This window comes from Serratia sp. CoH_122_TC_1 (genome assembly GCF_058191755.1).
The window spans coordinates 36,028-60,482 of the sequence record NZ_JBXWLA010000012.1 but is presented as its reverse complement, the minus strand read 5'-3'; the positions used below and the strand labels follow the sequence as shown (position 1 = coordinate 60,482).

The 24,455-nt window shown below is 52.2% G+C and carries 29 protein-coding genes; 14 read left to right on the top strand and 15 right to left on the bottom strand.

What is annotated here, in order from left to right:
- The first annotated feature begins 117 nt into the window (after positions 1-117).
- A complete protein-coding gene (locus AC2FC2_RS16360) occupies positions 118-912 on the top strand; it encodes an AraC family transcriptional regulator (protein WP_490659548.1) in 795 nt (264 codons plus the stop codon).
- Between the two features lie 68 nt (positions 913-980).
- The gene (locus AC2FC2_RS16355) at positions 981-1,613 is read left to right on the top strand and encodes a LysE family translocator (RefSeq protein WP_490308303.1); all 633 of its coding nucleotides are present in this window, start codon (positions 981-983) and stop codon (positions 1,611-1,613) included.
- A gap of 291 nt (positions 1,614-1,904) precedes the next feature.
- Here AC2FC2_RS16355 and AC2FC2_RS16350 read toward each other — a convergent pair whose 3' ends face one another.
- The gene (locus AC2FC2_RS16350; protein WP_490659547.1) at positions 1,905-2,837 is read right to left on the bottom strand and encodes an alpha/beta hydrolase; all 933 of its coding nucleotides are present in this window, start codon (positions 2,835-2,837) and stop codon (positions 1,905-1,907) included.
- Positions 2,837-3,757: an alpha/beta hydrolase gene (locus tag AC2FC2_RS16345; protein WP_490659546.1), complete on the bottom strand. Its 921-nt coding sequence runs from the start codon at positions 3,755-3,757 to the stop codon at positions 2,837-2,839. Before AC2FC2_RS16345 ends, AC2FC2_RS16350 begins: the two co-directional genes overlap by 1 nt.
- Positions 3,758-3,893: 136 nt before the next feature.
- On the opposite strand from AC2FC2_RS16345, the gene AC2FC2_RS16340 reads away from it, so the two are divergent.
- Positions 3,894-4,793 (top strand): LysR family transcriptional regulator, encoded by a 900-nt coding sequence (locus AC2FC2_RS16340; RefSeq protein WP_404760686.1) that lies wholly within the window; start codon positions 3,894-3,896, stop codon positions 4,791-4,793.
- A 187-nt stretch (positions 4,794-4,980) separates the two neighbouring features.
- Complete coding sequence (locus tag AC2FC2_RS16335; protein ID WP_490659545.1) at positions 4,981-5,832, top strand: aldo/keto reductase; 852 nt, start codon at positions 4,981-4,983, stop codon at positions 5,830-5,832.
- A 115-nt stretch (positions 5,833-5,947) separates the two neighbouring features.
- On the opposite strand, the gene AC2FC2_RS16330 is transcribed toward AC2FC2_RS16335, so the two are convergent.
- Positions 5,948-6,841 carry a LysR family transcriptional regulator gene (locus tag AC2FC2_RS16330; protein ID WP_490659544.1) on the bottom strand — a complete coding sequence of 298 codons (894 nt, stop codon included), beginning with the start codon at positions 6,839-6,841 and terminating at the stop codon, positions 5,948-5,950.
- Positions 6,842-7,116: 275 nt separating this feature from the next.
- On the opposite strand from AC2FC2_RS16330, the gene zinT reads away from it, so the two are divergent.
- On the top strand, positions 7,117-7,818 hold the full coding sequence (gene zinT, locus AC2FC2_RS16325; RefSeq protein ID WP_490659591.1) for a metal-binding protein ZinT: 702 nt from the start codon (positions 7,117-7,119) through the stop codon (positions 7,816-7,818).
- A gap of 94 nt (positions 7,819-7,912) precedes the next feature.
- Here the strand turns inward: zinT and AC2FC2_RS16320 are convergent, their stop codons facing one another.
- The 3 genes from AC2FC2_RS16320 to AC2FC2_RS16310 are packed head-to-tail and all read right to left on the bottom strand — an operon-like array spanning position 7,913 to position 10,100.
- The gene (locus AC2FC2_RS16320) at positions 7,913-9,049 is read right to left on the bottom strand and encodes an HlyD family secretion protein (RefSeq protein ID WP_490659543.1); all 1,137 of its coding nucleotides are present in this window, start codon (positions 9,047-9,049) and stop codon (positions 7,913-7,915) included.
- A 9-nt stretch (positions 9,050-9,058) separates the two neighbouring features.
- Positions 9,059-9,406, bottom strand: coding sequence for a DUF3302 domain-containing protein (locus AC2FC2_RS16315; protein ID WP_490659542.1), 348 nt, complete (start codon positions 9,404-9,406; stop codon positions 9,059-9,061).
- A gap of 40 nt (positions 9,407-9,446) precedes the next feature.
- Positions 9,447-10,100 (bottom strand): DUF3313 domain-containing protein, encoded by a 654-nt coding sequence (locus AC2FC2_RS16310; protein ID WP_490659541.1) that lies wholly within the window; start codon positions 10,098-10,100, stop codon positions 9,447-9,449.
- A 125-nt stretch (positions 10,101-10,225) separates the two neighbouring features.
- Here AC2FC2_RS16310 and AC2FC2_RS16305 point away from each other — a divergent pair, with 125 nt between their 5' ends.
- Positions 10,226-11,173 carry a LysR family transcriptional regulator gene (locus AC2FC2_RS16305; RefSeq protein ID WP_490659540.1) on the top strand — a complete coding sequence of 316 codons (948 nt, stop codon included), beginning with the start codon at positions 10,226-10,228 and terminating at the stop codon, positions 11,171-11,173.
- Between the two features lie 69 nt (positions 11,174-11,242).
- Here the strand turns inward: AC2FC2_RS16305 and AC2FC2_RS16300 are convergent, their stop codons facing one another.
- Positions 11,243-11,695: a GNAT family N-acetyltransferase gene (locus AC2FC2_RS16300; RefSeq protein WP_490659539.1), complete on the bottom strand. Its 453-nt coding sequence runs from the start codon at positions 11,693-11,695 to the stop codon at positions 11,243-11,245.
- 139 nt (positions 11,696-11,834) lie between these two features.
- Between AC2FC2_RS16300 and AC2FC2_RS16295 the strand changes: the two genes are divergently transcribed.
- Positions 11,835-12,569 carry a class I SAM-dependent methyltransferase gene (locus AC2FC2_RS16295; protein ID WP_209640284.1) on the top strand — a complete coding sequence of 245 codons (735 nt, stop codon included), beginning with the start codon at positions 11,835-11,837 and terminating at the stop codon, positions 12,567-12,569.
- 78 nt (positions 12,570-12,647) lie between these two features.
- Here AC2FC2_RS16295 and AC2FC2_RS16290 read toward each other — a convergent pair whose 3' ends face one another.
- Positions 12,648-13,154 (bottom strand): DUF1543 domain-containing protein, encoded by a 507-nt coding sequence (locus tag AC2FC2_RS16290; protein WP_209640287.1) that lies wholly within the window; start codon positions 13,152-13,154, stop codon positions 12,648-12,650.
- Positions 13,155-13,259: 105 nt separating this feature from the next.
- Positions 13,260-13,538, bottom strand: a complete 279-nt coding sequence (locus tag AC2FC2_RS16285; RefSeq protein WP_265557067.1) for a GNAT family N-acetyltransferase — start codon at positions 13,536-13,538, stop codon at positions 13,260-13,262.
- 231 nt (positions 13,539-13,769) lie between these two features.
- On the opposite strand from AC2FC2_RS16285, the gene AC2FC2_RS16280 reads away from it, so the two are divergent.
- Positions 13,770-14,183 carry a DoxX family protein gene (locus AC2FC2_RS16280; protein ID WP_209640293.1) on the top strand — a complete coding sequence of 138 codons (414 nt, stop codon included), beginning with the start codon at positions 13,770-13,772 and terminating at the stop codon, positions 14,181-14,183.
- Between the two features lie 61 nt (positions 14,184-14,244).
- Here AC2FC2_RS16280 and smrA read toward each other — a convergent pair whose 3' ends face one another.
- Positions 14,245-14,817, bottom strand: coding sequence for a DNA endonuclease SmrA (smrA, locus tag AC2FC2_RS16275; protein ID WP_209640296.1), 573 nt, complete (start codon positions 14,815-14,817; stop codon positions 14,245-14,247).
- A 173-nt stretch (positions 14,818-14,990) separates the two neighbouring features.
- Here smrA and AC2FC2_RS16270 point away from each other — a divergent pair, with 173 nt between their 5' ends.
- Positions 14,991-15,329, top strand: coding sequence for an MbeD/MobD family mobilization/exclusion family protein (locus AC2FC2_RS16270; protein WP_209640299.1), 339 nt, complete (start codon positions 14,991-14,993; stop codon positions 15,327-15,329).
- 66 nt (positions 15,330-15,395) lie between these two features.
- On the top strand, positions 15,396-15,842 hold the full coding sequence (locus AC2FC2_RS16265; RefSeq protein WP_265557066.1) for a DUF1198 family protein: 447 nt from the start codon (positions 15,396-15,398) through the stop codon (positions 15,840-15,842).
- 27 nt (positions 15,843-15,869) lie between these two features.
- Here the strand turns inward: AC2FC2_RS16265 and AC2FC2_RS16260 are convergent, their stop codons facing one another.
- From AC2FC2_RS16260 to AC2FC2_RS16250, 3 genes are all read right to left on the bottom strand, one after another.
- Complete coding sequence (locus AC2FC2_RS16260; RefSeq protein ID WP_037422190.1) at positions 15,870-16,208, bottom strand: DUF2002 family protein; 339 nt, start codon at positions 16,206-16,208, stop codon at positions 15,870-15,872.
- A gap of 102 nt (positions 16,209-16,310) precedes the next feature.
- Positions 16,311-17,501 (bottom strand): MFS transporter, encoded by a 1,191-nt coding sequence (locus AC2FC2_RS16255; RefSeq protein ID WP_265557065.1) that lies wholly within the window; start codon positions 17,499-17,501, stop codon positions 16,311-16,313.
- 94 nt (positions 17,502-17,595) lie between these two features.
- Positions 17,596-18,609: a helix-turn-helix domain-containing protein gene (locus AC2FC2_RS16250; RefSeq protein WP_265557064.1), complete on the bottom strand. Its 1,014-nt coding sequence runs from the start codon at positions 18,607-18,609 to the stop codon at positions 17,596-17,598.
- A 129-nt stretch (positions 18,610-18,738) separates the two neighbouring features.
- Between AC2FC2_RS16250 and AC2FC2_RS16245 the strand changes: the two genes are divergently transcribed.
- On the top strand, positions 18,739-19,779 hold the full coding sequence (locus AC2FC2_RS16245) for an alpha/beta hydrolase family protein (RefSeq protein WP_490659538.1): 1,041 nt from the start codon (positions 18,739-18,741) through the stop codon (positions 19,777-19,779).
- Here the strand turns inward: AC2FC2_RS16245 and AC2FC2_RS16240 are convergent.
- Entirely contained in the window at positions 19,739-20,635 is an 897-nt protein-coding gene (locus AC2FC2_RS16240; protein ID WP_209640312.1) for a LysR family transcriptional regulator, read from the bottom strand. The two genes, AC2FC2_RS16245 and AC2FC2_RS16240, sit on opposite strands and share 41 nt — an antisense overlap.
- Before the next feature lie 106 nt (positions 20,636-20,741).
- On the opposite strand from AC2FC2_RS16240, the gene AC2FC2_RS16235 reads away from it, so the two are divergent.
- Positions 20,742-22,124 carry an MFS transporter gene (locus AC2FC2_RS16235; RefSeq protein WP_490659537.1) on the top strand — a complete coding sequence of 461 codons (1,383 nt, stop codon included), beginning with the start codon at positions 20,742-20,744 and terminating at the stop codon, positions 22,122-22,124.
- A complete protein-coding gene (locus tag AC2FC2_RS16230) occupies positions 22,121-22,501 on the top strand; it encodes a DUF4440 domain-containing protein (RefSeq protein WP_209640318.1) in 381 nt (126 codons plus the stop codon). The genes AC2FC2_RS16235 and AC2FC2_RS16230 overlap by 4 nt, the downstream gene beginning before the upstream one ends.
- 203 nt (positions 22,502-22,704) lie before the next feature.
- Here AC2FC2_RS16230 and asr read toward each other — a convergent pair whose 3' ends face one another.
- Entirely contained in the window at positions 22,705-23,190 is a 486-nt protein-coding gene (gene asr, locus AC2FC2_RS16225) for an acid resistance repetitive basic protein Asr (RefSeq protein WP_490659536.1), read from the bottom strand.
- Between the two features lie 189 nt (positions 23,191-23,379).
- Here asr and AC2FC2_RS16220 point away from each other — a divergent pair, with 189 nt between their 5' ends.
- Entirely contained in the window at positions 23,380-24,360 is a 981-nt protein-coding gene (locus AC2FC2_RS16220) for a nickel/cobalt transporter (protein WP_209640418.1), read from the top strand.
- Positions 24,361-24,455: the final 95 nt, after the last annotated feature.

Genomic DNA, 24,455 nt, shown 5'->3' with positions numbered 1-24,455 from the left:
GCAAAGGACACATTTTCAATGTTGAACCGCTGGCTTTCACGCTGCGTGTTGTGTGTTATTTTGGTCACCGGTGGCAGCGATTAAGCAGGTAGAAAGGCTATGGGGAATTCGGCATTCATGCATCGTTTTGACGCGTTGAGCGGGCTTGAGCTGCTCATTGCAGATTTTTCGGACCACCGATTTGACGTGCACTGGCATGATACCTGGTCGATTGGCGTTGTCCTGCGCGGCGCCAATAACAACAGTGCCAAAGGCGACGCCGAGGGTATCGTCTGCCGTGGGCAAATCAGCGTCATCTCCCCAGGGCAGATGCATGCCGGGACCACTCTGGGTGTAGAGGGTTGCCACTATTTTATGTTTTATCCCAGCCACGAGATGCTGCTCGGCGCAGCGGAGAGCATGGGAATGCAATTACCGGCGATCAAGGGAAAGCACATCGAACATGCGGTGTTAGCCAAAAAATTGTGTGAAACCGCTACGGTATTAACTGACATGCAATCTAGCCATTTTGATCGTGAAGTGGCCTGGAGCCACTGTGTGGCGGAGCTGCTCCAGGTGTTTTCCCCGTGGCAGTCATTGACTGAGGCTGGCGACATCACGCCAGGTTTGAGAAGGGCAAAAGAGTATCTGCACGATCATAATGCGCAGGAAGTGCGTCTGGATATGCTGGCGCAGGCAGTCGGCATATCGAAGTTCCACCTTTGCCGCCAGTTCTCGGCAAAATTTGGTTTATCGCCGAGTCGCTATCAGCGGCAGCTTAGATTGCAACAGGCTAAGGCCTTGCTTTCCAGGGGCGGAGACATCGCGGAAATCGCTATCGCTTGCGGATTTGCCGATCAGTCGCACATGGGCAGAATATTTAAGTCGACGTACGGCGTCACGCCGCGTAGCTACCGCGATCGGCGCATTTGAGCAATATCGTTCTATCTCACCGACGAAGAGGCGCTAAGAATATGCCTTTTTGACGACGAGAAGAAAACATGTTCATCGATCTTTCCACGTTGGGTTTATTTGCTCTATCGGCTGCCGCGCTAACGCTTATTCCGGGTGCCGACATGCTTTGCGCATTGTCTAACGCCATCAGCCAGGGAACGAAAGCGGGGCTAATCACCGTATTTGGCGCTGTCACTGGGGTGACGTGTCACATCGGTCTTGCGATTGCCGGCGTTACGGCGCTGATCGCCTCTTCGCCTGTGTTATATGGTTTTTTTGTCGTCGGCGGCGCGCTCTATATTATGTGGGTAGGCTTTGGCATCTTTAACAACAAAAACGCGATCAGCCTTCAAAACAACAGCGAGCGGAAAAGCCTGCATAAACTTTATTCGCAAGGATTACTGACCAACTTGCTGAACCCTAAGGCCATCATCTTTACATTGGCATTTATCCCGCAGTTCATTCGGGTTGAAGCGGGCATGCCGGGTATGCAGATGCTGATATTGGGTATTGAGCTCATCGTCATTATGTTCCTCATTGAAATTCCCCTGGTATTTCTGGCAGGTAAAATTGCACTGAAAATAAAAACCAGCCCGGCAATCGGTATCTATATTAATAAGTTCTTTGGCGCCGTCATTCTGGCATTGGCCGTTGCCATTCTGGCCACGCGATTGCTCTAGGGTCTTAAATAGGCAGATTGGCAGCGTTGTTCGGTAGATAAGGTTTAATCTAGCCCGGAGCCTCTATCACGGCCTTCGCCTGAAGATCAGATCCTGGCCCTCCCCCGCCAAGTTGGCATAGACAAGATCCTGCCCCTACAGGGCCTGTTCGAGAACCGACGGGTTCAACACGTCGCCCATGATCACCCGGCGGTTTGCCGGGTGCGGGTGTCGAATATTTCCAGGGTCGCGAACAATCCGGCCGCTGGTGCCACCTATTAGTCAGCGGCCTACTCATAGAGGCGTCTGGTCTTATCCCAGGTGTGCGGCAAAAAACGGCAGCACCCTGGCCAGTGCTTCACGAACGGCTTCGGTTTTGTCATACAGCTCGTAATGTGAGAAATCAGGCAAGGAAACCAGTTCGCGCTGCTTCGAGATTGTTGCTCGTCCATAAATCTCCATGCCATCGCGATAGGCGCCAAAGGCACCGACTTTCTCTCCGACAACGACCATCACTGGCTGCGTCAGTAACACCTCAGCATACGCAAAGGCATCCCAGGCCAGCGTTTTCTGAGCATGCGAAAACAGCATTCGCGTTGCGCCACCGGGTTGTTGACCGCGAGATGTCTTGTAGTAGTCAGTGGCCTCATAGACATCACGCTCGGTCAGCCCATGGGCTTTCGCCATATCAAGGCTGGCAGGTAGCAGTTCGTTAATGTGAAGCTCGCCCCCCTGTGCTTCGATTGTGCGCTGTGCAGCCATCGCATTCAGAGCGCCAATCGGGTCGTAATTACTGAAACCTTCGCGGAAAAGTCGGCCGATATTAACGCCGGTAATGCTCACTACGGCCTTGATTCGTTTTTCTGTCAGGGTGGCATTGATGGCATAGCCGCCACCGCCGCAGATACCCAACACGCCGATAAGTTCAGCATTGACGTAGGGCAGAGTGACGGCGTAATCAATCACTCGGCTAATATCCTCTACACGCTGGGTCGGATCTTCTACCCAACGTGGAGTACCACCAGACTCCCCCTGGAAACTGGCGTCATAGGCGATAACGACGTAACCCGCTTCAGCCAGCGCTTTGCCGTAAACATTGCCGGATGTCTGCTCCTTACAACTGCCAAAAGGATGGACGCTGATAATCGTCGGGTATTGTCTGGACTCATCAAAATCCAGTGGGAACTGAATATCGGCGGCAATGTGCCAGGCCATGTCGGTATTCTGAATATGCACATGTTTCATTACAGTGTTCCTTTAAAGAATGGGGCTAATACCGAAACCGCTTCAGCGACGTACTCTTTACCGTCATACAGTTCCATGTGGTTAGCGCCTTCCACAATGTGATAGCGCTTGTCGGTGCTTGAGGCACGGTCATACAAATCGTCACTCATCCATTTACTCCCAGCCATGCTGCCCGCCACAACCTGTATCGGCTGGGTCAGATAAACTTCGGCCATAGAGTAGGCATCATAGGTAATAATCTGGTTCAGGCTGCGCAGCGTGGCGAACCCAGGAGCGGTTGGATATTGCGCGCGTGGCGTATGGTAATATTCCCAGGCTTGGCGTAATTCTTCGTTTGGGGCATCGGACTCTTTCATGGGTGCCAGTGGCATGGTGGTATAGTTACCACTGGTAATATCACCGGTACGGGCGTTTGAGCCCGCCTCTACGTATGGCAGTGCGTCAATGGATTTCACATTGTTTTCCCAGCCGTTACGGAACATCGAGCCAATATTTACCGCACTTACGGTCCCAATCGCTTTGATGCGGCGATCCTGAATTGCAGCATTTGCGGTATAACCCGCACCGGCACAAATCCCCATTGCCCCCACTCGCGCATTGTCGACATACGGCAGCGTGGTCAGATAATCAATCACAGCGCTAATGTCTTCGGTACGAATATACGGATTTTCTAACTGACGCGGCTCACCGCCACTTTCCCCCTGGTAGGATGCGTCGTAGGCAATGGTCACAAATTCATTTTCTGCCAGCTTTTCAGCATAGGTTCCGGCAGTTTGTTCTTTAACACCGCCACCCGGGTGGGAAACGACGATAGCCGGATACTCACGGTTCTCATCAAATGCTGGGGGGAAATAGATCACAGCAGATAAAGAAATAGTCGGGATATTGGTATTAGTGAAGCTGATTTTCTGGTTCATCATCCGGTTCCTCATAGGGCTTCGGTTAGCAGTAACGCCTGGTGATATCACTATAGTCATTGACCATTAAGATGATTAGACCCAAAATCACGCTAGGACCTATCATTTAAATGATTAATTAACGAGAATAAAGGCAGAGATGAAGCGTGATGAGATAGCGGATCTGGTGGCATTTGTGGTCGTCGCTGAAGAGCGCAGTTTTACCCGGGCCGCGTCTCGTCTGAATATGGCGCAGTCGGCATTAAGCCAGATTGTCCGGCGCATTGAAGAACGACTGGGGTTTCGTCTTTTGACGCGAACGACCCGCAGCGTTGTAACCACCGAGGCCGGAGAGCAACTGTTGTCCGTACTGGGTCCCATGCTGCATGATCTTGATTCTGCCGTGGCCTCTCTGGGGGATTTACGCGACCGACCTTCCGGCACGATACGTATCACAACGGTTGAACATGCAGCAAAGACCATACTGCTGCCTGCCATGCACAATTTGTTGAAATCTCACCCCGAAATCAATGTACAACTCATCATCGATTATGGCCTGACTGACGTGGTATCTGAACGTTTTGACGCCGGTGTACGCCTGGGTGGCGAAATGGACAAAGATATGATTGCAGTGCGTATTGGGCCTGATATTCCAATGGCGATAGTGGGTGCGCCAGATTATCTTGCGCGACGGGGAACCCCAACATCTGTCGCGCACTTGGTCGATCACCAGGCTATCAACCTGTATCTTCCGACATCAGGTACCGCAAACCGCTGGCGACTCATCCGCGGGGGGCGAGAAGTCCGGGTTCACATGGAAGGTCAACTACTGCTAAATACGCTAGATTTGATTGTTGATGCCGTGCTTAACGGACACGGGCTGGCCTACCTACCTTATGACCAGGTACAAAATGCCATTGAAGAAAAAAAACTGATTCGCGTTCTGGAGAAATTTACCCCTGATTTGCCTGGATACCACCTGTACTATCCACACCGGCGCCATCCTGGCTCTGCCTTCTCCTTATTCATTGATGAGCTCAAATATAAGGGATCCGCTTAGCCACGCCTTGTGATGATATTTCTCACGTTCTGAGCCCGCCAATGAACCACATTGCAACCTCCGCGATTGGCACCAGGCGTCGGCATAATTAATGAATATGTCTAATAAACCCTAGTTAATTACCCCATCTAATCGAATAAACCGCTTTGCGTTATGCTTTCCTACACAACAGCTGAAGGATAACGTCATGCAAACTGTAAAACTGAATAACGGCATTGAAATGCCCCTGCTGGGTTTTGGCGTGTTTCAGATGTCTGATGCCGCCGAATGCGAAAGAGCCGTTATTGACGCCATCGATACAGGATACCGCCTGATCGATACCGCCGCGTCTTACCAGAATGAAACCCAGGTCGGCAACGCACTGAAACAGAGCGGGATCGCACGTAACGAACTCTTTGTTACCACTAAACTTTGGCTACAGGGTACCCATTACGAAGGTGCTAAAGCGCAGTTCGAACGTTCTCTGAACCGACTGCAACTGGACTATGTTGACCTGTACCTGATTCACCAGCCATACGGTGATGTGCATGGTGCCTGGCGTGCAATGGAAGAACTCCAACAGGCAGGCAAAATTCGTGCAATCGGCGTCAGTAACTTCCACCCTGACAGGCTCGCCGATCTTATCGCCTTTAACAAAGTGGTCCCTGCGGTCAACCAGATTGAAGTAAACCCCTTCAACCAACAATTGCATGCCGCTCCCTGGATGCAAAGCCGTGGCATTCAGCCGGAGGCCTGGGCACCCTTTGCGGAGGGTAAAAATGGTCTGTTCCAACACCCCGTGTTAACGGCGATTGGTCAGAAATACGGAAAAAGTGTAGGTCAGGTTGTTCTGCGGTGGATATACCAGCGCGGCATCATTTCGCTGGCAAAATCAGTGCGAAAAGAACGCATGGAAGAGAACATCAATATTCTCGATTTTGAACTCAACTCTGCAGATATGCTGCAGATTGCCGCTCTTGATACAGCCACCAGCGCATTCTTTTCTCATCGCGATCCAGCCATGGTTGAATGGCTGACTGGCCGCAAACTCGACGTTTAAGCCAGGACAAAAGAAGCGCTTATTGAATGCAAAAAATGTTATCCGTGTATCTCTGGATTCGGTTACATGGCGCTTCGTTAAAACTCAGGCGGGTCCGCTGCACATTGCGGGGCCGCTATTGCGAGTACCTAAGCGCATCGATCATCAGCGCAAAAGCAGGTGGGTGCTGTTTGCGGCTGGGGTAATAAAGGTAGTATCCGGGGAAAGAAGGGCACCAGTCCTGCAGAACCTGAATAAGTTCTCCTGACTTTACATGATCCTGAACCACATTCTCAGGAACACAGGCGATGCCAAAACCCGATAGCACCGCATCGATCCTTTCCGCCAGCAGATTAAACGTTACCTGTCCTTCAACTCTCACACGCAGCGGCTTCCCTTCTCTCTCAAACTCCCAGTGATAAAGGCCACCGGCAGTCGGCAAGCGCATATTGATGCAGCGATGATTTTGTAGCTCATGCGGCGTTTCAGGCGCAGGGTTAGCTGCAAAATATGACGGTGCGCCCACCACGGCCATTCGCATATCCGGACCAATCTTCACAGCGATCATGTCTTTATCCACGCTTTCGCCCAGGCGGATCCCGGCATCAAAGCGGCCATCGACGATATTGACGAAGCCGTTATCGACCAACAACTCGACATTGATTTCCGGATATTCCTTGAGAAAGGGTTTTAGCTTCGGCCATACCAGACTCCGCGCAGCGTGTTCTCCCGCAGATAAACGGATGTTGCCGGAGGCTCTGCCATTCAGTTGCACAAGCGACTCCAGCTCCTGCTCAAGATCGGCAATACGAGGTTCAAGGCAGGCAATAATTCTCTCGCCGGCTTCTGTGGGGGCAACGCTTCGCGTGGTTCGGGTTAAAAGACGGAGATTCAGCCGTTCTTCCAGAGCTTTCATGGCATGGCTAAGGGCTGACTGGGAAACACCAAGCTTACCAGCAGCTTTGGTAAAACTTCGCTCTCTTGCCACCACGAGAAAGATTTGGAGTTCATTGAAGTTTTCTTTGAGCATTGTTATTTCCTTGTTCAAGCATCGCCCCCCAAAGAGAACTTATGAAGGGTATTCATAGACACCTTCATTTTAGCCCCGTTACTGACAATAATGATAATTGAAATGGGCCATCCCCCCATGACTCTTGCCAGAAATCAGCGCAATGAGGCGTTACCTGCTGATGCCGGATTCTAAAATCGCCCCTCGGAAAATACTGATGATGGATTCGTTGGAAAACGCGTCTTTGTGGAGGGATGCCTCAGGTGATTGAAGATCGCATTGAATCAATAATTGTTATGTTATATTGTAACGTTTTGTTTTTTTGCAATCCTAAGGAGAGTGATATTTTGGGACGTTATATTGGCAAACTTTCATTGGCGCTGGGTGCGTTCTTGGTGTGTGGCTACGCGTCAGCCCATGGCAATCATTCGCATGGCAAACCTTTGACGGACATCGAGCAGAAGGCCGCTGTCGGTGTTTTCGATGATAAGAACGTGAAGGATAGAAGCCTGTCGGATTGGGATGGCGTATGGCAGTCGGTTTATCCTTATTTGCAAAATGGGGACCTTGATCCGGTGTTCAAGAAGAAGGCAGAAAAAGAACCGGGTAAAACCTTCGAACAGATCAAAGCGTATTACCGCAAAGGGTACGCTGGCGATATAGACACTATTGGGATTGAAAACGGCGTTATGGCCTTCCATAAAGGCAACGAAGAGAGCTCCTGCAAGTACGACTATGCCGGCTATAAAATCCTGACTTACACCTCGGGCAAAAAAGGGGTTCGCTACCTGTTTGAATGTAAAGATGCCGGTAGCCAAGCGCCGAAATATGTTCAATTCAGCGATCACACCATCGCGCCACGCAAATCGGCCCATTTCCATATATTTATGGGGAATACATCCCAGGAAGCATTGCTGGCGGAAATGGATAACTGGCCGACTTACTACCCCTTCCAACTGACAACGGAACAGGTCGTCGACGATATGCTGCACCACTGAAAGTGATGATAGATCGGGTGACAATAACGAAAAACCCGCGACCCAGGTTGCGGGTTTTCTTATCGGCAGCGCTAACCCGCCAAACAACTCACCGCTAGTGATCCAAATACAGATAATGCAGCCAACTGGTCATGCGTAACAGAACCTTACGCATGATGGAAAGATGCTCAAAGTGCTCGGTATAGACCGCAGTCTGTGCCGTCACACCGTCGGGGAGTTTGTCGAGTTCTGGGCTAGGTGCCAGATCGATCATCACGTAAACCCCTTCCTGCATTGCACCGACATTTAATCCCTGCAATGCACCGCTGGCCTGATAGCTGCCGTCAGGCACGACGGGCAGTACCCGCGTCACCAAACCACCATAAACCTTGCCTGGCAAACCGTTGAATACCACCTCGGCCTTATCGCCCTCGGTTAAACGCAGGATCGAGTTCTGACGGAATACCGCCACCACTTGCCGCTTTTGCTGTGGAATAAAAATCATCACTGGCTTGAAAGGCAGCCGTACCGCCGTAGTGCCCGGTCTGGCCAACACTTGCGTCACATAACCGTCGCTTGGCGCACGTACCGTGGCTTGTTCCAGATTATACGTTGCCTCTGCAATCTGCGATTTCAGGCTGGCGATGTGGGTATCTTCGCCCTTATAGTGGCCTGAAAGTTGTTCCCGCGCCTGTTGATGCTGGGCCTTGGCGGCCTGCAATGCGGCAGATTGTGCCTGATATTGTTGTTGTGCATGGCTAATGTCTTGCTCAGAAAAAGGATTGACCGTCATGGTCGCGCCCTTGGCATAGCGCTGATAATCCTTGCGAGCACGCTCATACTCAGCATTCACACGCTGAACATTTGCTGCGGACTCATTCAATGTTGCCTGACGTACTCGTACATCCGCTTGTGCGCCAGCAAGTTCTGCCTGCAGCTTGTTCAGTCGGGCGCGGTAGCGGGTATCATCAAGACGAAACAGAACCTCCCCTTTACGCAATAACACGTTGGTTTTATCGGTGACTTCAACAATCATTCCCGAAACCTGCGGGACGATCGGGACAGAAACCGCAATCTTCTGTGCCCGGTAGGTATAAGGATGGTTATAGTTCATGCCCAAGATTAAGGCACCCACAATAAAAATACCGCCAAGCACTGCGGTCGGTACCGTCCACTTATTGACAGGAATACGGAACAGTTTGAATACGCCGTAGCTCAGCGCGACGTAGCTGAGAATAATTAAGAGATCCATACTGTTTTCTCAACCTTTCGTAGACGGCAAACGTTGATCCGCCACTTGCATCTGCATACGTTGCAACTCGCTTTCAAGCTTGTTAATTCGCGCCTGCAAAGCGTCAGGTTGTTCAACCTTATCCCCCATTCCCCAGCCCCGTTCCGGCCGGTATAAGGTCGCCCAAATCCATAACAGTGGCCAAATGGCATGTAGGGTAAACAGGCTTACCCAGCCCGCCACATGAATGGCATCCTGATGCGGGTGTTGGCGTTTTTTGGCCAGCAGATAAGGAATATCGTGAATAATGATCACACCGTAAAACAGAATTAAAAACACGGCGATCAATATGCCTAAAGCGAAGTAATCTAGAAACATGCGAAACCCTGGTTAATAAGGCTAAACTAATTACCGACGTCTATGACGTCTTATAGGATTTAATATCATTGGCAATGGTATCTATGGCATTTTTAACATCGGCCACTTTTAACTGCGACTTTTCATTATTCAGATTTTCTCCGGACGCCTTCCTCACCACTTTGATTACCGGCTGGTGGGTTGAGGCGTCAATAAACTCACCTTCCATATAAACGGCGCTTTCCATGGTACGGTGGCCAGTCACGCTTTGCGTTGCGGCAACCAGCAGCGTAATCGGCAGTACCTCATACACCTGTAGCCCCTTCTTCTGCGTGTCTATCGCCGTGATCGCCCCACGGAAAATCAGCGTATTTTCGCGCGGTACATCCTCTAAAATGAGGTGAGAGCCCATTGCCTGCTTGAACTGTCTGTTGGTGTATCGGAGGATATTATCAAGCGCCTGCTGGCTCACCATCTCGCTAGGTTTTGGTCGTGGAAAGTAGATCATCGGCTGGTAAACCAGATATTTATATTTGGAAAAATCAACGTTGCTATCCTTCCAATATAATACATCCTTGCCAGACGCCGATTGGCTCTTGGTAATATCATTATAATTTGGCAGAAACGTCGAGTATTTCTCTTTTTCAGTGACCGATGATGAACAGGCGGTCAACGTTAACGTCACGGGTAAAATTATCGCGCAGGTTATTTTCATAATAATCTTCCATGTCAATTTTAATGCATAGCAAATAATTGACCAAAAGAATACCCGCCGCTCAGTGATAAGTCATATGACAATACCGGCAAAAATGTATATCATTTTTGATATACAAACCAAGAATGGTTCACCGCGTGAAAGCAAAAGACTTCAAGATAGACGAACTCAGGATTGTTCGCTTAATCGCCGAAACCGCCAGCGTCAGCAAGGCGGCACAGCTGTTGGATATGCCGCAATCCAATGTGTCACGCACGCTGACGGCACTTGAGCGGCGGCTTGGTCTGGAAATCTTTTTGCGCAGCCCGCGAACGCTGTCTTTAACCGAGTTCGGTGAGCAGTTTTTACGTCGCGCCGCCTTTTTACTCGATGAGCATAACGACTTGCTCGACATGTCCGGCACCTATAAACGCAGCCTGAACGGCACGGTGACGCTTGGGGCGCCCATTGGCATTCATTCATTCCTGACGCGTTATCTATTGCCGCCCCTGTTACGTGAATCTCCAGAACTGATCGTTGATTTAGTGACCCGTAATCCGGATGAACGTGAGAAGAAATATGGCGCCGTTTTCGACAGCGACTGTGATCTGTTAATCAGCCTATTCCAGCCGCAAAACGAGAACCTGATTGCCCGGCCATTGACCCGTTTTCGCGTCGGGTTGTTTTCATCACCGGATTACATTGCTCATTCACCGCTTACCGAGCCGATGGAACTGACGCAGCATCGCTGTATTACTTTGCGGGTGTTAGGCGGAAGCCGCAACACCTGGAGCAGCTATGATTCACAAGGTCAGTTAGTGCAAGTGACGGTCAACGGTGCCAGCATCTGTGACAATATTTTGCCGGCCATTGAGTTAGCCAAGCAGGGATTGGGCATTATTTATGCCCCTTATTACTCAGTGGCCTCGGCATTGGAGTCCGGTTCATTGCTACCTTGTACTGAACGTAAGCGGTGCATCGATATGCAGGCTTATCTCATTTACCGCCAACGGGGTGTGTTGCCTCATCGGGTACAAGTATTGATGGACAGCATCATGGACACCATCAAACTACACGAGCACCGTTTGATCTAAGAAAACTGCCACCACCATTACCTTATATCACGATGAAAACCCTGCTATTCAATAAAGGTGGCCCTATCTTCACAGCGTCCGCGTATACACCCTCGACGCCTCCCCCCAGGGGTGATAACCCAGCCCGTTAAAGGCAAAACCCTGCTTTTCGTAATAACCTTCCAGATCGGTGCATAAATGTAACTGTTGAAACCCCAGTCTGTGCGTCTCCGCGGCCACATGATTAATCAACAATGTGCCATAACCGCACCCACGGTGCGCGTCCTCCACATACAGCGCACATAGCCAAGGATAGAGTTCGCCCCGGCTGATAAAATCATTGGTGATCAGCCCCGCACAGCCAAGGATCTCAGTCTTTTCCATTAACAAATACCACTGAGGTAACGGGTTGGCTGCACCAATACAGCGGGAGATAGCATCCTCATACATTATCAAGGTCTCCTCCGACGCCCACTGTTGCTGGAAGTAGCGAATAGCCTGTTGTTTAAATTCGGGTGACTGACGCACCGAAATAATGTCCATCTCAACACCTGTTATTTTTCATTATCTGGTCGGTTTAAAATTATGCAGCAATGCCTCTGTTTTAACACCCGTTTATATTGGAAAACAACGCCATCAGCGCATACCATGGCGGAGGCACAACCCCAATACAGGAATCGTAATGGCTCAAAATATTTATGATAATCAGGCATTTTTCGATGGATATGCACAGCTTAACCGTTCCGTGAACGGCTTGGACGGTGCGCCGGAGTGGCCGACCATCCGCAGCATATTGCCGGATTTACACGGAAAGAAAGTGGTCGATCTGGGCTGTGGTTATGGCTGGTTTTGCCGCAGTGCCCGTGAACAGAACGCTGCCAGCGTCCTGGGCTTGGACCTATCGGAAAAAATGCTTAACCAGGCACGGACATTGACACAGGATGACGGCATTGAATACTGCCAGCAGGATCTGGAGCAGCTTCAACTTCCCCCTGCTTCCTACGATTTTGCCTACAGCTCACTGACGCTGCATTACATAGACGATCTGGCCCGGTTGTTTGCTACGGTCTATCAGGCACTGGTGCCCGGTGGTCAGTTTGTCTTCACCGCCGAACACCCCATTTATACTGCGCCGCAGCATCAGGGCTGGTTGGTGGATCAGAACGGGCAGAAATCCTGGCCGGTCAATGGTTATCAGAAAGAGGGCCAACGGATCTCAAACTGGCTGGCGGAAGGTGTGATCAAACAGCATCGTATGCTCGGCAGCTACATTAATCTGCTGGTACAACAAGGTTTTGTCGTCACCTACCTCAATGAATGGGGCCCTTCGGCGCAGCAAATAGCAGAAAACCCGGCGCTCGACGAAGAGAAAGAGCGCCCGATGCTCTTTATTCTCGCCGCACATAAGCCCACATAATTACCCGGCACCGCATAAATGCTTACTCTATCCAATATGGGGAGGTCACCTCCCCCATGAGATCCTCCCCAGGTGGCATTATGCGCCTATTGGCAAATATCCCTGCCACAGCGGCCGTGCCGGTTCCCCTTGCGCATTGGCCTGCAGATGAACATGGTACCCCTGTAGTGAGTGCAGCAGCAGGCAGTCGTCGACGTCCGCCAAATCATCCTTATGCTGTTGGAAACTGCCGGTCAGCAGCACCTGCTTGGCTTTTTCTTTGGCCTCATCGGCATTGTGTGCCACAAACAAGCCAAACTGATGCAACTCAGCCAGCTCGTCACTGCGGTAGCCCCCCACATTGACAAAGAACAGCTTCTCGGGACCGTTAAAGGGGGCTGGATGCAACATTACGTCGTAGCCATCCGCCCATTCAATACGCGCATAGCCATCAATATGCACCTTGCTCTTATCCCCAAACCATTTTTCTCGCAGTAAAGGGTGAGCCTCTTCAGGCTGGTCTGCTGCGACAAACTGCACATCGTGCAGTTCGATATTGGCGCCCGGCGCCGTGCCGCCCACATAGAACATCAATAGTCCCGGCATTATCGTGTTATCTCCCTGTTTTAATAATCGCTATATAACATAATATATAACGATTATTCTGCCAACCACCACAACGCTCAAGACAGGTTTACACCAGCAAGGCCGTTACGCGCGGATATCCTGGTATTCGGGGGTCGTATCGAACTCGTGTTTGGCAAACGGGCACAACGGAATAATTTTACGGTTTTCCGCGCGCATTTTCGCCACCACCAATGCCACCAGCTTTTTACCCACGCCCTGGCCCTTCAACACCTCGTCCACCCAGGTGTGATCGATAATCGTTAATTTATCCCCACTCGGCACAAAGGATATCTCTGCGATCATTTTTCCCTGCGGATCGTTTATATAGAAACGTTTCTCATCTGCCAGAATTTCAAAATCCATAAATTTATCCCATCTTAAAAATACATAAATTTATACCCTATAGATTTCAAGCTGCAGCTAGGCGGCCAGCTCGCTCATCCCCAGGCGCTTACTTGAGTAAGTAACTGGGGTAAGCGAGTGCAGGTAACAACGCTGCAACTTGAAAGATGACGGGTCTAGAACAAATCTGATATTAGTCTACTATTTAATCAGTAACACGACATAATTTTGACAGTGGCTAAGGAGTTCAAAATGGGTGAAAGTTCAAAAGACGGCGTTATTCTGCTATCCCGAATATTATTGATGATTTTGTTTATTATTTTCGGCTGGATGAAGTTAACCAACTTTGGTGCAAGCGTTACGTCAATGGAAGGGTATGGCACACCAATGCCTTATTTGGCGGCCATTATCGCTGTAGTCGTTGAATTCTTTTTTGGCATCGCACTTATTCTCGGGTTATTTACCCGTCCTATCGCGGTTATTTTTGCTGTCTATGTCCTCGGTACCGCATTTATCGGTCACCCCTTCTGGAAAATGACCGGCATGGAAATGATGGGCAATGAAATAAACTTCTTCAAAAATATCAGCATAATCGGCGGGCTGTTGTTACTGGCCGTCACCGGTGCCGGGCGTTATTCACTGGATTATAAGTTCTTTGGTAAATAATTTTCTTCAGCCGGCAGCCGCAACGCTGCCGGTTGTTCCTGCCACCTCCTCAACTCCCACGCTAGCGGCTGCGTTTGGCATGACGTTCGAAGTTATCAAGCCTGGCCTGCGCTGACTTGCGCAATGTGACGTAACAAGCCCCGTCGCCCCCATCACGCGGTAGCGCTCGGCAAAAAGCCTGTACCTGTTCAAACTGCGCCAACCATTTGGCGATAAAACTGCGGATTATGTTGGCGTGGCTCTCATTCCCCCGCCCACGACCATGAACAATCAGCAACGAACGCAGGTTTTGCTTTTCCGCCTGCAAAATAAAACGGAACAGGGCTTCTCGGCACGCCTCTACCGGCTGTTTCAGTAGATTAAGGCTGGCCTGCGGTGGGTAGCGGCCATGGCTTAGCTTATCCAGTACGCCTTGCTGAATGCCCTCGCCTTTGTATTCCAACGGCAGCTCACAGGGGATCAGTTCGAGAAAGCCGGTGCTGAGAAAGTTTTCCTGTCGCAGCGCCTGCTCTTCACGACGCACACTTTTGTCCGTCTTCTCCAGCGGCTTAAGGTATAGCGTCTGGGAAGTGCTGGATAACGGCGTCACATCCGCCATCGCCTGTTCAAAAAAGTCTTTGTCTTGTTTGCTCATCTCACTGCCACTCTTGGACCTAAGCCTTCAACGCTTGGGATGACCCTGATTGTAAAACGCCTCACCCCAGTTGCAAGCCGGGAATTTTCCGCAATTGTCGTCAACGGGTGAGGTTCTGTGCAGTTTTCGTTATACTGCTAAACCATTATTGAGTGCCGCAAAGGATCGATCCCATGAAAATGCGCGAGCTGGAAACCCAGTTTCAAAATGCCATGAGCGAGTTGCAGGCCAGCTTCGAAAGGCAGCACCGTGAATGGCAGCACAGCTATCAGGCACTGCAGCAGTTGCTGGAAGAAGCTAAACAACGCGAAGTTGCATTACGTATGCAAAATGAGCAGCTGGTGCGCAAGCTGAGCACCGCCAGCTCCGTGCCGGAGCAGCACGCGTTGGTCAAGCAAATCAAAATGCTGGGCGCCCATCTGGATGCACTGGCCAAGGATGCAGCCACCTTCAACCACCACCTGCGCAATCAACAGCGGGCAGCCGACAATTTCAGCGGCGAACAGCGTTGACACCGGGCGCTGTCGCACAGCGCCTCCTGCCAAATACTGGCGTTCTGAGAGTGTAATAAATCATAAATGACCTGGATCATCATCGCTGCCCTGATCGTTGTATTTATTATTGGTTACCGCATTTTGACTTCCGATACGCGCAAAGCCATCGACTCTCTGGCCCACTTGCTGAAAGTAAAACCGATGTTGGTTGAATCGATGATTCAGGAGATGGGCAGCCGTAACAGCCAAATCTTTATCCGCGTTTTAAACAACGGCTACACCGAAGAGATGCACCAGGCAGCCTATTTGCTGTTTATCTATCTGACCTTTATCAAACAGGCGGATGACCACCAGATTGCCCTGTGGCGGGAAACGCTGATGCGGGCAGGACTATCGCCAGAGCTGCATGCCGAACACACTGAAGCCGCCCTGTTTTACTTTACCGAACTGGATATAGACGCCTTCGAATTGGCGCAGTTTCGCCGCGCGTACAACGAGCGTTTTAATCAGGACGCTATCGCGAATGGGTGAAAGTGTCCCCCGCAGGCGGGGGAGGCATTACTGAAACATGCTGTAGATATAGCGCGAAAGCGCATCACGCGAGCTGAAGCCGTGTGGAATGCCGTAGCGCGCACTCGGGGCATCACTGCTTAAATCCAGGGGAAACTCAAGGTACTGATCGCTGGTGCGCACCGGCGAGGTCGGCGTGGCGAAATGCACGCTTTTCTCTTTCAGTGCAGGGTGGATCACCAACGCGGTTCTGCCCATCCGCGCTTCACGATTCACATACACGTAGTGCTCACCCTTGCGGTAACCATAAGACTGGTCGGTGACATAATCACGCTCAAAGCCAGTATTCTCCAACACTCTAGCCACTTCATCCGGCCGTAAATACATCGATTTCTCCTCTCGTTCTGGACCGCTGAGCGACCTTACCGCAATCATGAGATGAAACAATAAATTTTTCGGTATGAATGTGGGTTTAGGAATAATCCTTAACTATATATTTTGCCGGTTTAGCAGCAGCAAACGCAGCGTCAGCAGAGCGCCCATAAACACCATCAACGCAGCCGCCAGATAGATTGATGGCACCCCCGTATGGCTCATCAACAAACCCGCCAATGGCCCGGTGATCCCCAGCGCCAAATCAAGAAACGCGGAGTAAGTACCCAGTGCGGTGCCCTGATTTTGCTGTGGCACTTGCTTCACCGCCTCCACGCCCAACGCGGGGAAAACCAGAGAAAAACCGGCTCCTGCCAGCAACGCGCCGGCCTGCACCATCAGTGGATCCGTCGCCAGCCAAATCAGCAGCAGCCCGGCAATCTCAATCAGGAATGACACCAACGTCACCGTTAACCCACCGTGACGATTGATGGTATTACTGAAAATCAAACGAATGCCGACAAAAGCACCACTGAACAACGTCAGCGAGAACGCGGCACCGCTCCAACCTTTATCAGCATAGTAGAGGGTAATAAAGGTGGCGATAACCCCAAACCCCACGGTGCCCATCGCCAGCCCCACGCCGTAGGTCCAAATACGCCCCAACACCGCGCTAAAGGCAATGCGTTTACCGGCAGTGATTGAAACGGTGGGTTTAGCGCTCGCCAGCCACAGTGAAACCGCCACCGCCAACACGATTAACGCCGCTACCCCGGCCAATCCCCAGTGCTGGTTGAGGTAAACACCGAGCGGCGCCCCAGCCGCCATCGCACCGTACGTTGCCACCCCATTCCACGAGATAACCCGGGCGGTATGCAGCGGCCCCACCAGGCCAATCCCCCACAGCGTAGACCCCGTACTGGCAAAGCTTTCGCCGACACCGAGAAATACCCTGCCGACGCACAGCAGGATTAAACTCAACAACGGCACCCCGCCGAACCAAAAAGCCAGGGCATAAAACAGACCGCTCACCCCGCAGCAAGCCAGCCCGAACAACACCACTTTTTTCGGCCCAAGCTGATCGGCATAGCGCCCGGCATGCGGTCGACTAAACAAGGTAGCGAAATATTGGGCGCTGATGATAAGACCGGCCAGCACCGAGTTGTACCCCAAATCGTTATGTACAAACCCAGGCAACACCGCCAACGGCAGGCCAATGGTCAGGTAGCAAACGAAGGTGAACATCACGACCGACAAAATACGTTTATTCAGTTGGAGATTGTTTTCTTTGGAACTGATTGCGGTCATCAACGGTGGCTCGCATCGAACGGGGTAGGCAACAGCGTTCAGCATACCCCGATGGGATCTGATGATAAATGTGAGAGTTATAACGAATTATTATTTAACTACGCGTTTGTTGCCTGCGCCATTCGCTCGGATTGACGCCATAAATGCGTAAAAACTCACGGTTAAAGTTCGACTTGGTGGTAAAGCCCGCAGCCTGCATGATCTCGGTGATCGAACGGTCATCGGCAAGCAACCACTGCGCCGCTTGGCAAATACGCAGTTGATTAACATATTGCGACACATTCATGCCCGCATGCCGATTGATGGCTTGTGACACACGGCGTGCCGGTAAGCCAACTTTTCGCGCCAGCCGCGCCAGATTCAGCTCTGGTTCCAGATAAAGGTCATCCTGTCGCAGCCGTTGCTGTACCTGCGCAAACCACTCGGCCAACCGTTCTTCATCCTCTGCGGCATCTTCCGTGGGCTCTGGCAGTGCATCCACCGGGCTTTCCGAGGGTCGGCTGCGGGCCAACACCAGGCAGAGGCTCAATGCCACCAGCACATTAACGAGGGTGGCCATCCAACCGGCATGTCGCCCATCAAACAGTGAAAAATCGAGTGTGATCACCAGATCGGCTATCGCTACCGCGATCAGTAACATGCCCAAACCGCGCCACAACCGATAACTGAGCCAACTGTCCGCCAGCGCCACCTGCTGCAGGCTGTTCTCACCACGCCGCAGCGCATACAGCAGCGCCACGCCATAGCCCAGGTCAGTGCCAACGATCAACGTATCCAACCAAAAAGGCGCGGCCAAACTCGCCAACAACGTCAGGCACAGTGGCATCAGGTGCCACAGTTCTCGCCGCCTTAGCCTGCCTTGGGTACTGGCCAAAAAAGCCAAATACGTTAGCGTGGGGATCGCCACTGCGCTCAAAGGTTGCAACCCATTTAATTGAGCCAGGCCGTAGCCGTAACGGATGCCCACCAGCACACTTTGCCAAGCACACAACAGCAGCAATAACTGAAAGACCCAGCGTTGCGCATGTGGTCGCCCCAGCCGATACAGCAGCCCCAGGCACAATAAACCAAACAGAAAAGTGAGCGGAATAAGCGGCATCGTCAGCATCTTGTTGTCTTTACACAGAACCGACAGTGTACTGTTAAAACAATCATTTAACGACCCGGATCGCGATCGAGGTCGCCGGGCAGCCCCGCCAATGTCACTCTCTCGACGTTGATACATTGAGGAGTGAAAATGAAAAGAGCATTGTTGTTATTGTGGGTCTTATGTGGTGCCGCGAGCGCCGCCCCTTACCAGGTTGCCACCCGGGATGACGTCTTTCAGGACGGTCCACGTACGTTGACCAGCCGAATTTACTACCCCACCACCGAGACAGGTTCCCCCCAGCTCATCGGTGCGAATCCGGTCTTTACCGGCATTCAAAGCCAGCCTGATGCACGTATAGCCAATGGGCGCTTTCCGCTGATCGTGATCAGTCACGGTAGCGGTGGTAATAACAGCAGCCAGGCCTGGCTGGCAGCCGCTCTTGTCGAGCAAGGCGTGGTCGTGGTGGCGGCTAATCATCCCGGTAGCACCACCGGTGACTCAATCCCCGCACGCTCCGCCAAGCTGTGGTTACAGACCGACGATATTTCTGCCTTGATTAGCGCCATCACGGCAGATCCCCACTGGGCTAAGGCCATTAATCATAAAGCCATTGGTGTTATCGGCCACTCGAAGGGCGGTTACAGTGCGATTGCCATCATCGGTGGTCGAGTCCAGCTCACCGATTTCATTCGCGGTTGCCAGCAAGCGCCACGCTCGCCCAACTGCCAGTTTTATACTCGGGCCAAGGTTGATCTGGGGACCCTCTCCACCCAGCAATTTGATGCAGACTATACCGACCCGCGCATCCGCTTTGCCGTCGCCCTCGATCCCGGTATGGTGCCTTATCTGCTGCCTGCCAGCCTGCATCAGCTCAGCGCCCCTTTATTGATCGTCGAACCTCAGCGTTTCGAGCCAGACGGCCAGATCCCCGGCCTTGGCGGTGCCGCGCTGGCCAAAGAGGCGGGGCAGCAACCGATTCACGCACTACTGTTGTCCAGAGGCAATCATTTCGATTTTACTCCGCTTTGCCAGCCCAATGGACGTCAAATCCTGGCAGAAGAAGAGAAAGATGCGGAGGTGTTATGCGCTTCTTCCAACGCGCAACGCGAATGGGTACACCAGCAAACGGTGGCTAGCATTCTGAGCTTTATTCACCCCTGGTTACCTGTTCACGCAGAAAATCAATAAACGCCCGTACCTTTTCCGGCACATGGCGGGTATTGGGGTACAGGGCATAAATACTCTGTTCAGGGAAGCTGTGATCTGGCAACAAATGACACAGTTTTCCTGATGCTATTGCCGGCTGTACCAGCCACGCCGGCAGCAGTGCCACTCCAGCGCCATGCAGGGAAAACGCCAGCAGCGCAGAAGCGCTGTCGCCCATTAGCGTGGCAGTGTCTTCAACTTTGAACAACACCGCTTGCCGTTCTGGCGTCACAACCTGCCAGCTCAAGGGCGAGCTGAGGCGACTGTGGGCGATCCACTGCGCCTGCGCCAATTGGGTTAATGACTCAACAGGATGTCGCGCCAGATAGTCCGGCGACGCAACCGGCAAGATGGCAAAACTGTCCAGCAGAGCCGCCCGGTGGCTAGAATCTGCCAATTGCCCCAGGCGGATAGCCACGTCAAAGCGCTCTGAAATCAAATCGGCATGATAAGAAGAGGAAACGTGTTGAATGCGCAAACGCGGATGCAGGCGGGAAAATGCCGCCAATGCCGGCACCACGACCTGAGCCCCGTATTCAGGCGTGGTTGTGATACGTAAGACACCGCTTAACCCGTGGTGATCGCGGCGTACGTCGTCCAACACATTCTCGGCATCTTGCAACAAGCGCAAGCAGCGCTGATAAAACCGTTCACCTGCATCGGTAAGTGCCAGCCGCCGGGTGCTACGCACCAGTAAGGATACGCCTAGCTCACTTTCCAACTGTTTGACGTTGAAACTCACCACCGCCTTGGTTTGCCCGAGCGCTACCGCAGCAGCGGTAAAACTGCCGGCGTCCACCACCGCCACAAAGATAGCCAAACGCTGCAGGTTAAGCATGTTACCGCCCTTTATTGTCAAAATTATTTTGACAGTGTAATCGCTCGCAGCCGATTTATCCGCACTTTCCCGCCCGCTACACTGCTCGCCTTCAACCGGAGGCACCATGCCCTATCGCATCAAAGTCGCAATCGTCTATCTGCTCGGTTTTTTCGTCGATCTGATCAACATGTTTATCGCTAACGTCGCTTACCCGTCTATCGGGCATACCTTTCATGCCTCAGTCGGTGAATTGGCGTGGGTCAGCAATGGTTATATTCTCGGCCTGACGCTGGTGATCCCACTCAGCGCCTGGCTGGCGCAACGCATTAGTGGGAAACGCGTATTTTTGGTCTCTCTGACACTGTTTATGCTGGCGACGGCCGCAGCCGGTAATGCGGGTTCAATCGGGGAACTGATTGGCTGGCGTGTGTTGCAAGGCATGGGGGGCGGTTTGCTGATCCCGATAGGCCAAACATTGACCTATCAACTGTACAGAAGCCATGAACGTGCGGGGCTTTCCGCCGCCATTATGTTGGTCGGCTTGCTGGCACCCGCGTTATCACCTGCACTGGGTGGACTCATTGTTGATCGGCTTGACTGGCGCTGGGTCTTCTTCGCTAACTTGCCATTGGCAGCGCTGGCGCTCTTGCTGGCAGCACTGTGGTTACGTCCGCAAGCACCAGACGCCCAACCCAGGCCACTCGACGTTAACGGGCTGCTCTGCGCCTGCACGGCCCTGACACTGATTCTGCTTGGCCTCACGCGGCTGGGTGAAACCGACGGCCTGCTACAGGGCTTCTTATTGCTGGCCGCAGGGACATTAACACTGACCTATTACCTGCGGCGCAGTTTGCGTATCGCGCAGCCTTTGTTGAACCTGCGACTGGTGCAAGAGCCGCTGCTGCGCACCTCGATGATCATTTACCAATGCATACCGGGTGTCTTTATCGGAGTCAGCCTGGTTGCCATGTTGTATTTGCAAAATCAACTCGGAATGCGTGCCGCGCAAGTCGGCAGCCTGATGGTACCTTGGTCTTTGGCCTCATTCCTGGCCATCACGCTAACCGGCAAAAAATTTAATCGCGTTGGCCCACGCCCCCTGTTTATCGTCGGCTGTCTGCTGCAAGGGCTGGGTATTTTGGCGCTATCGCAGATTGCGCACGCCGGGGAGTATGGGTTGCAGGTAGCGGCTTTCGCCCTTATGGGGTTTGGCGGCAGCCTGTGCAGCAGCACAGCGCAGAGCAGCGCCTTTCTGCATATTGCCGATGAACAATTGGCAGACGCAAGTGCGCTATGGAACATCAATCGGCAGCTCAGCTTTTGCCTGGGCGTCGCCCTGCTCAGCTTAGTGCTGAACCTGTTGCTTGAGCATTTTCCCCCGGCCGTTGCCTATAAAAGCTGTTTCTACCTGGCCGCCGCCAGCACGTTAATTCCACTACTGCTATGCCTGCGCATCGCTAACCGCGCAATTGTGCGCCACCTTAAGACTCAACAGGACCTCTCATGAATCAATATTTTACCGAAGTGATCGACGCTCATGTCGCCATTGAAAACTGGCTGGAAAAAGGTACAGGGGAAGAACAGACGCTGCTGGCGCGTTTTGATCCCGCATTCAGCATGATCGCGCTGAACGGTAACCGGCTGGATTTCGCTGCGCTTAGCGCATTCTTCCATGCCAATCGTGCCGTTAAACCGGGGCTGGTTATCACAATAGAAGAAATGACGTTAGTGGCCGAATGGCCAACGGGGGCGGTGGTTAGCTATCGCGAAAAGCAAATGCTGCCAGGACAAGGGGCAACGCTGCGTAACTCTACCGTGGTGTTTACGCAGACCCAGGCTGGGCTGGGTTGGCGGCATCTGCACGAAACCACACTGGCCCAATAATCAGGCATTAGAGAAAGCCGTCTGCCAGGAACAGTTCCCAGGCAACAATCAGTCCGCATAAGGTGACGGCGCTGAAAATCACTTCGAACAAATAACGATTGATCATCATGAGCTAGCCCTCAAAAGAAAACACCCGGAAAAACCGGGTGTTTGCATCGCGTCTGGATGATGCGGCACCCTCAGGCCCCGCATTTGTCACTCAATTAAGCAGCTGGAGTTGCTGATTTTTTAGCCGCTTTGTGGTGCTTTTTAGCAGCCTGAGCTTTCTGTGCTGGGGCTTTCTTGGTCGCTTTGTGGTGCTTTTTAGCGGCCTGAGCTTTTTGAGCTGGCGCTTTTTTGCTTACTTTGTGGTGAGTTTTAGCAGCCTGAGCTTTCTGTGCTGGGGCTTTGTGGCTCACTTTGTGGTGTTTTTTAGCGGCCTGAGCTTTCTGTGCTGGGGCTTTCTTGGTCGCTTTGTGGTGCTTTTTAGCGGCCTGAGCTTTCTGTGCTGGGGCTTTCTTGGTTGCTTTATGGTGCGTCTTCTTATGATGAGTCGCTTTAGCAGGAGCCTTCTCAGCAGCAGCTGGCGCAGCGGTAGTCGTGGTTGCAGTTGCAGCAGGTGCTGCTGCTGGAGCTACTGCATCAGCAGCGAAAGCAACAGAAGACAGACCCATGGTAGCAGCAACGATCAGGGCTAATACTTTTTTCATCTTTAATTCCTCAGAGTGTTTTTTCAGTAAGCCCCGTTGGGCCGTTGAAGCAGATACTAGAGGAATCGATGAACCGCTTCCGTGAGTGATTGGTTTCGCCGAGTAACCAAATGTACAGCGCTTGTGAACCCTGTACACAAGTCTATGCTGGAAGCTGAAGATCCCCTTTTGCTACAGGCTGGCAGCGCCATGAAAACCTCAACGATGAAAGTCACACCGGCAAACGTTGCCGGTCTGGGCGCCGGTGTTCTGTTGCTGCTGGTTATGCTCTATCTGTTCGCCCGCCACTGGGCGGAGTTCGTCCAATACTGCATCAATGCCCAGATCTATATGCACCGTTATCTGGTGCTGTACTTATTGCAACAGCGCAATCATCAGTACAGCGGTGGTGTGATGCTGGCGTTGTGCAGCTTTATCTATGGTTTCCTGCATTCCGTCGGCCCGGGCCACGGCAAGTTTGTTATCACCACGTATCTGGCGACCCACCGTAGACAATTGAACGCCAGCCGGCTGATCACTTTGCTCGGTAGCCTGATGCAAGGCGTTGTGGCGATCCTTTTCGTGCTGGTGCTGGCAATCGCGCTGAATTTGTCGATGGGCGATCTGAGCCTGAGCCGTTACTGGCTGGAAAAAGGCAGCGCACTGTTTATCGCCGCGTTCGGCCTGGTGGTGATCCTGCGCGCCGTGGGGCTACCCCAGCGCAAGCGACTGGCGTTCAAGGCGCTGAGGCCGTTAACAACAACCACACAGCACAGCCCAGAAGACGATTGTGGCTGCGGCCATCGGCATCTGCCTGATGCAACAGCCCTGACGGGGGGCTGGCGCAATGCACTGTGGCTTATCGTTTCTATCGGTATCCGCCCCTGCAGCGGTGCGATCCTCATCTTGGTGTTTGCCAACGCCGTTGGCATGTTCACCTGGGGCGTGATTTCCGCACTCAGCATGGCGCTGGGAACGGCGCTGTCGATCATGATTCTCGCCACCCTGGTACACCATGCACGTGAAAAATTTATCGCTGCCAACGACCATTTGACAGGTAAACGCCTGGCGCAGGTATCACGACTGGCCGTTATTTTAGGGGGGATATTGCTGATCCTGTTCGCATTGGTGCTGTTCAATTCAGTCATCCCGGTGAGCGCCAACGGCGACTTTATTGCCGCCGGTTGCTGATGGCTTCTATTGCGTCGCTATCCGCCGCGAAAACAGCGCTTAATGACAGTTTTTTCCGTGATCGCCAACACAGTTTGAAAAATGGTCTACACTTA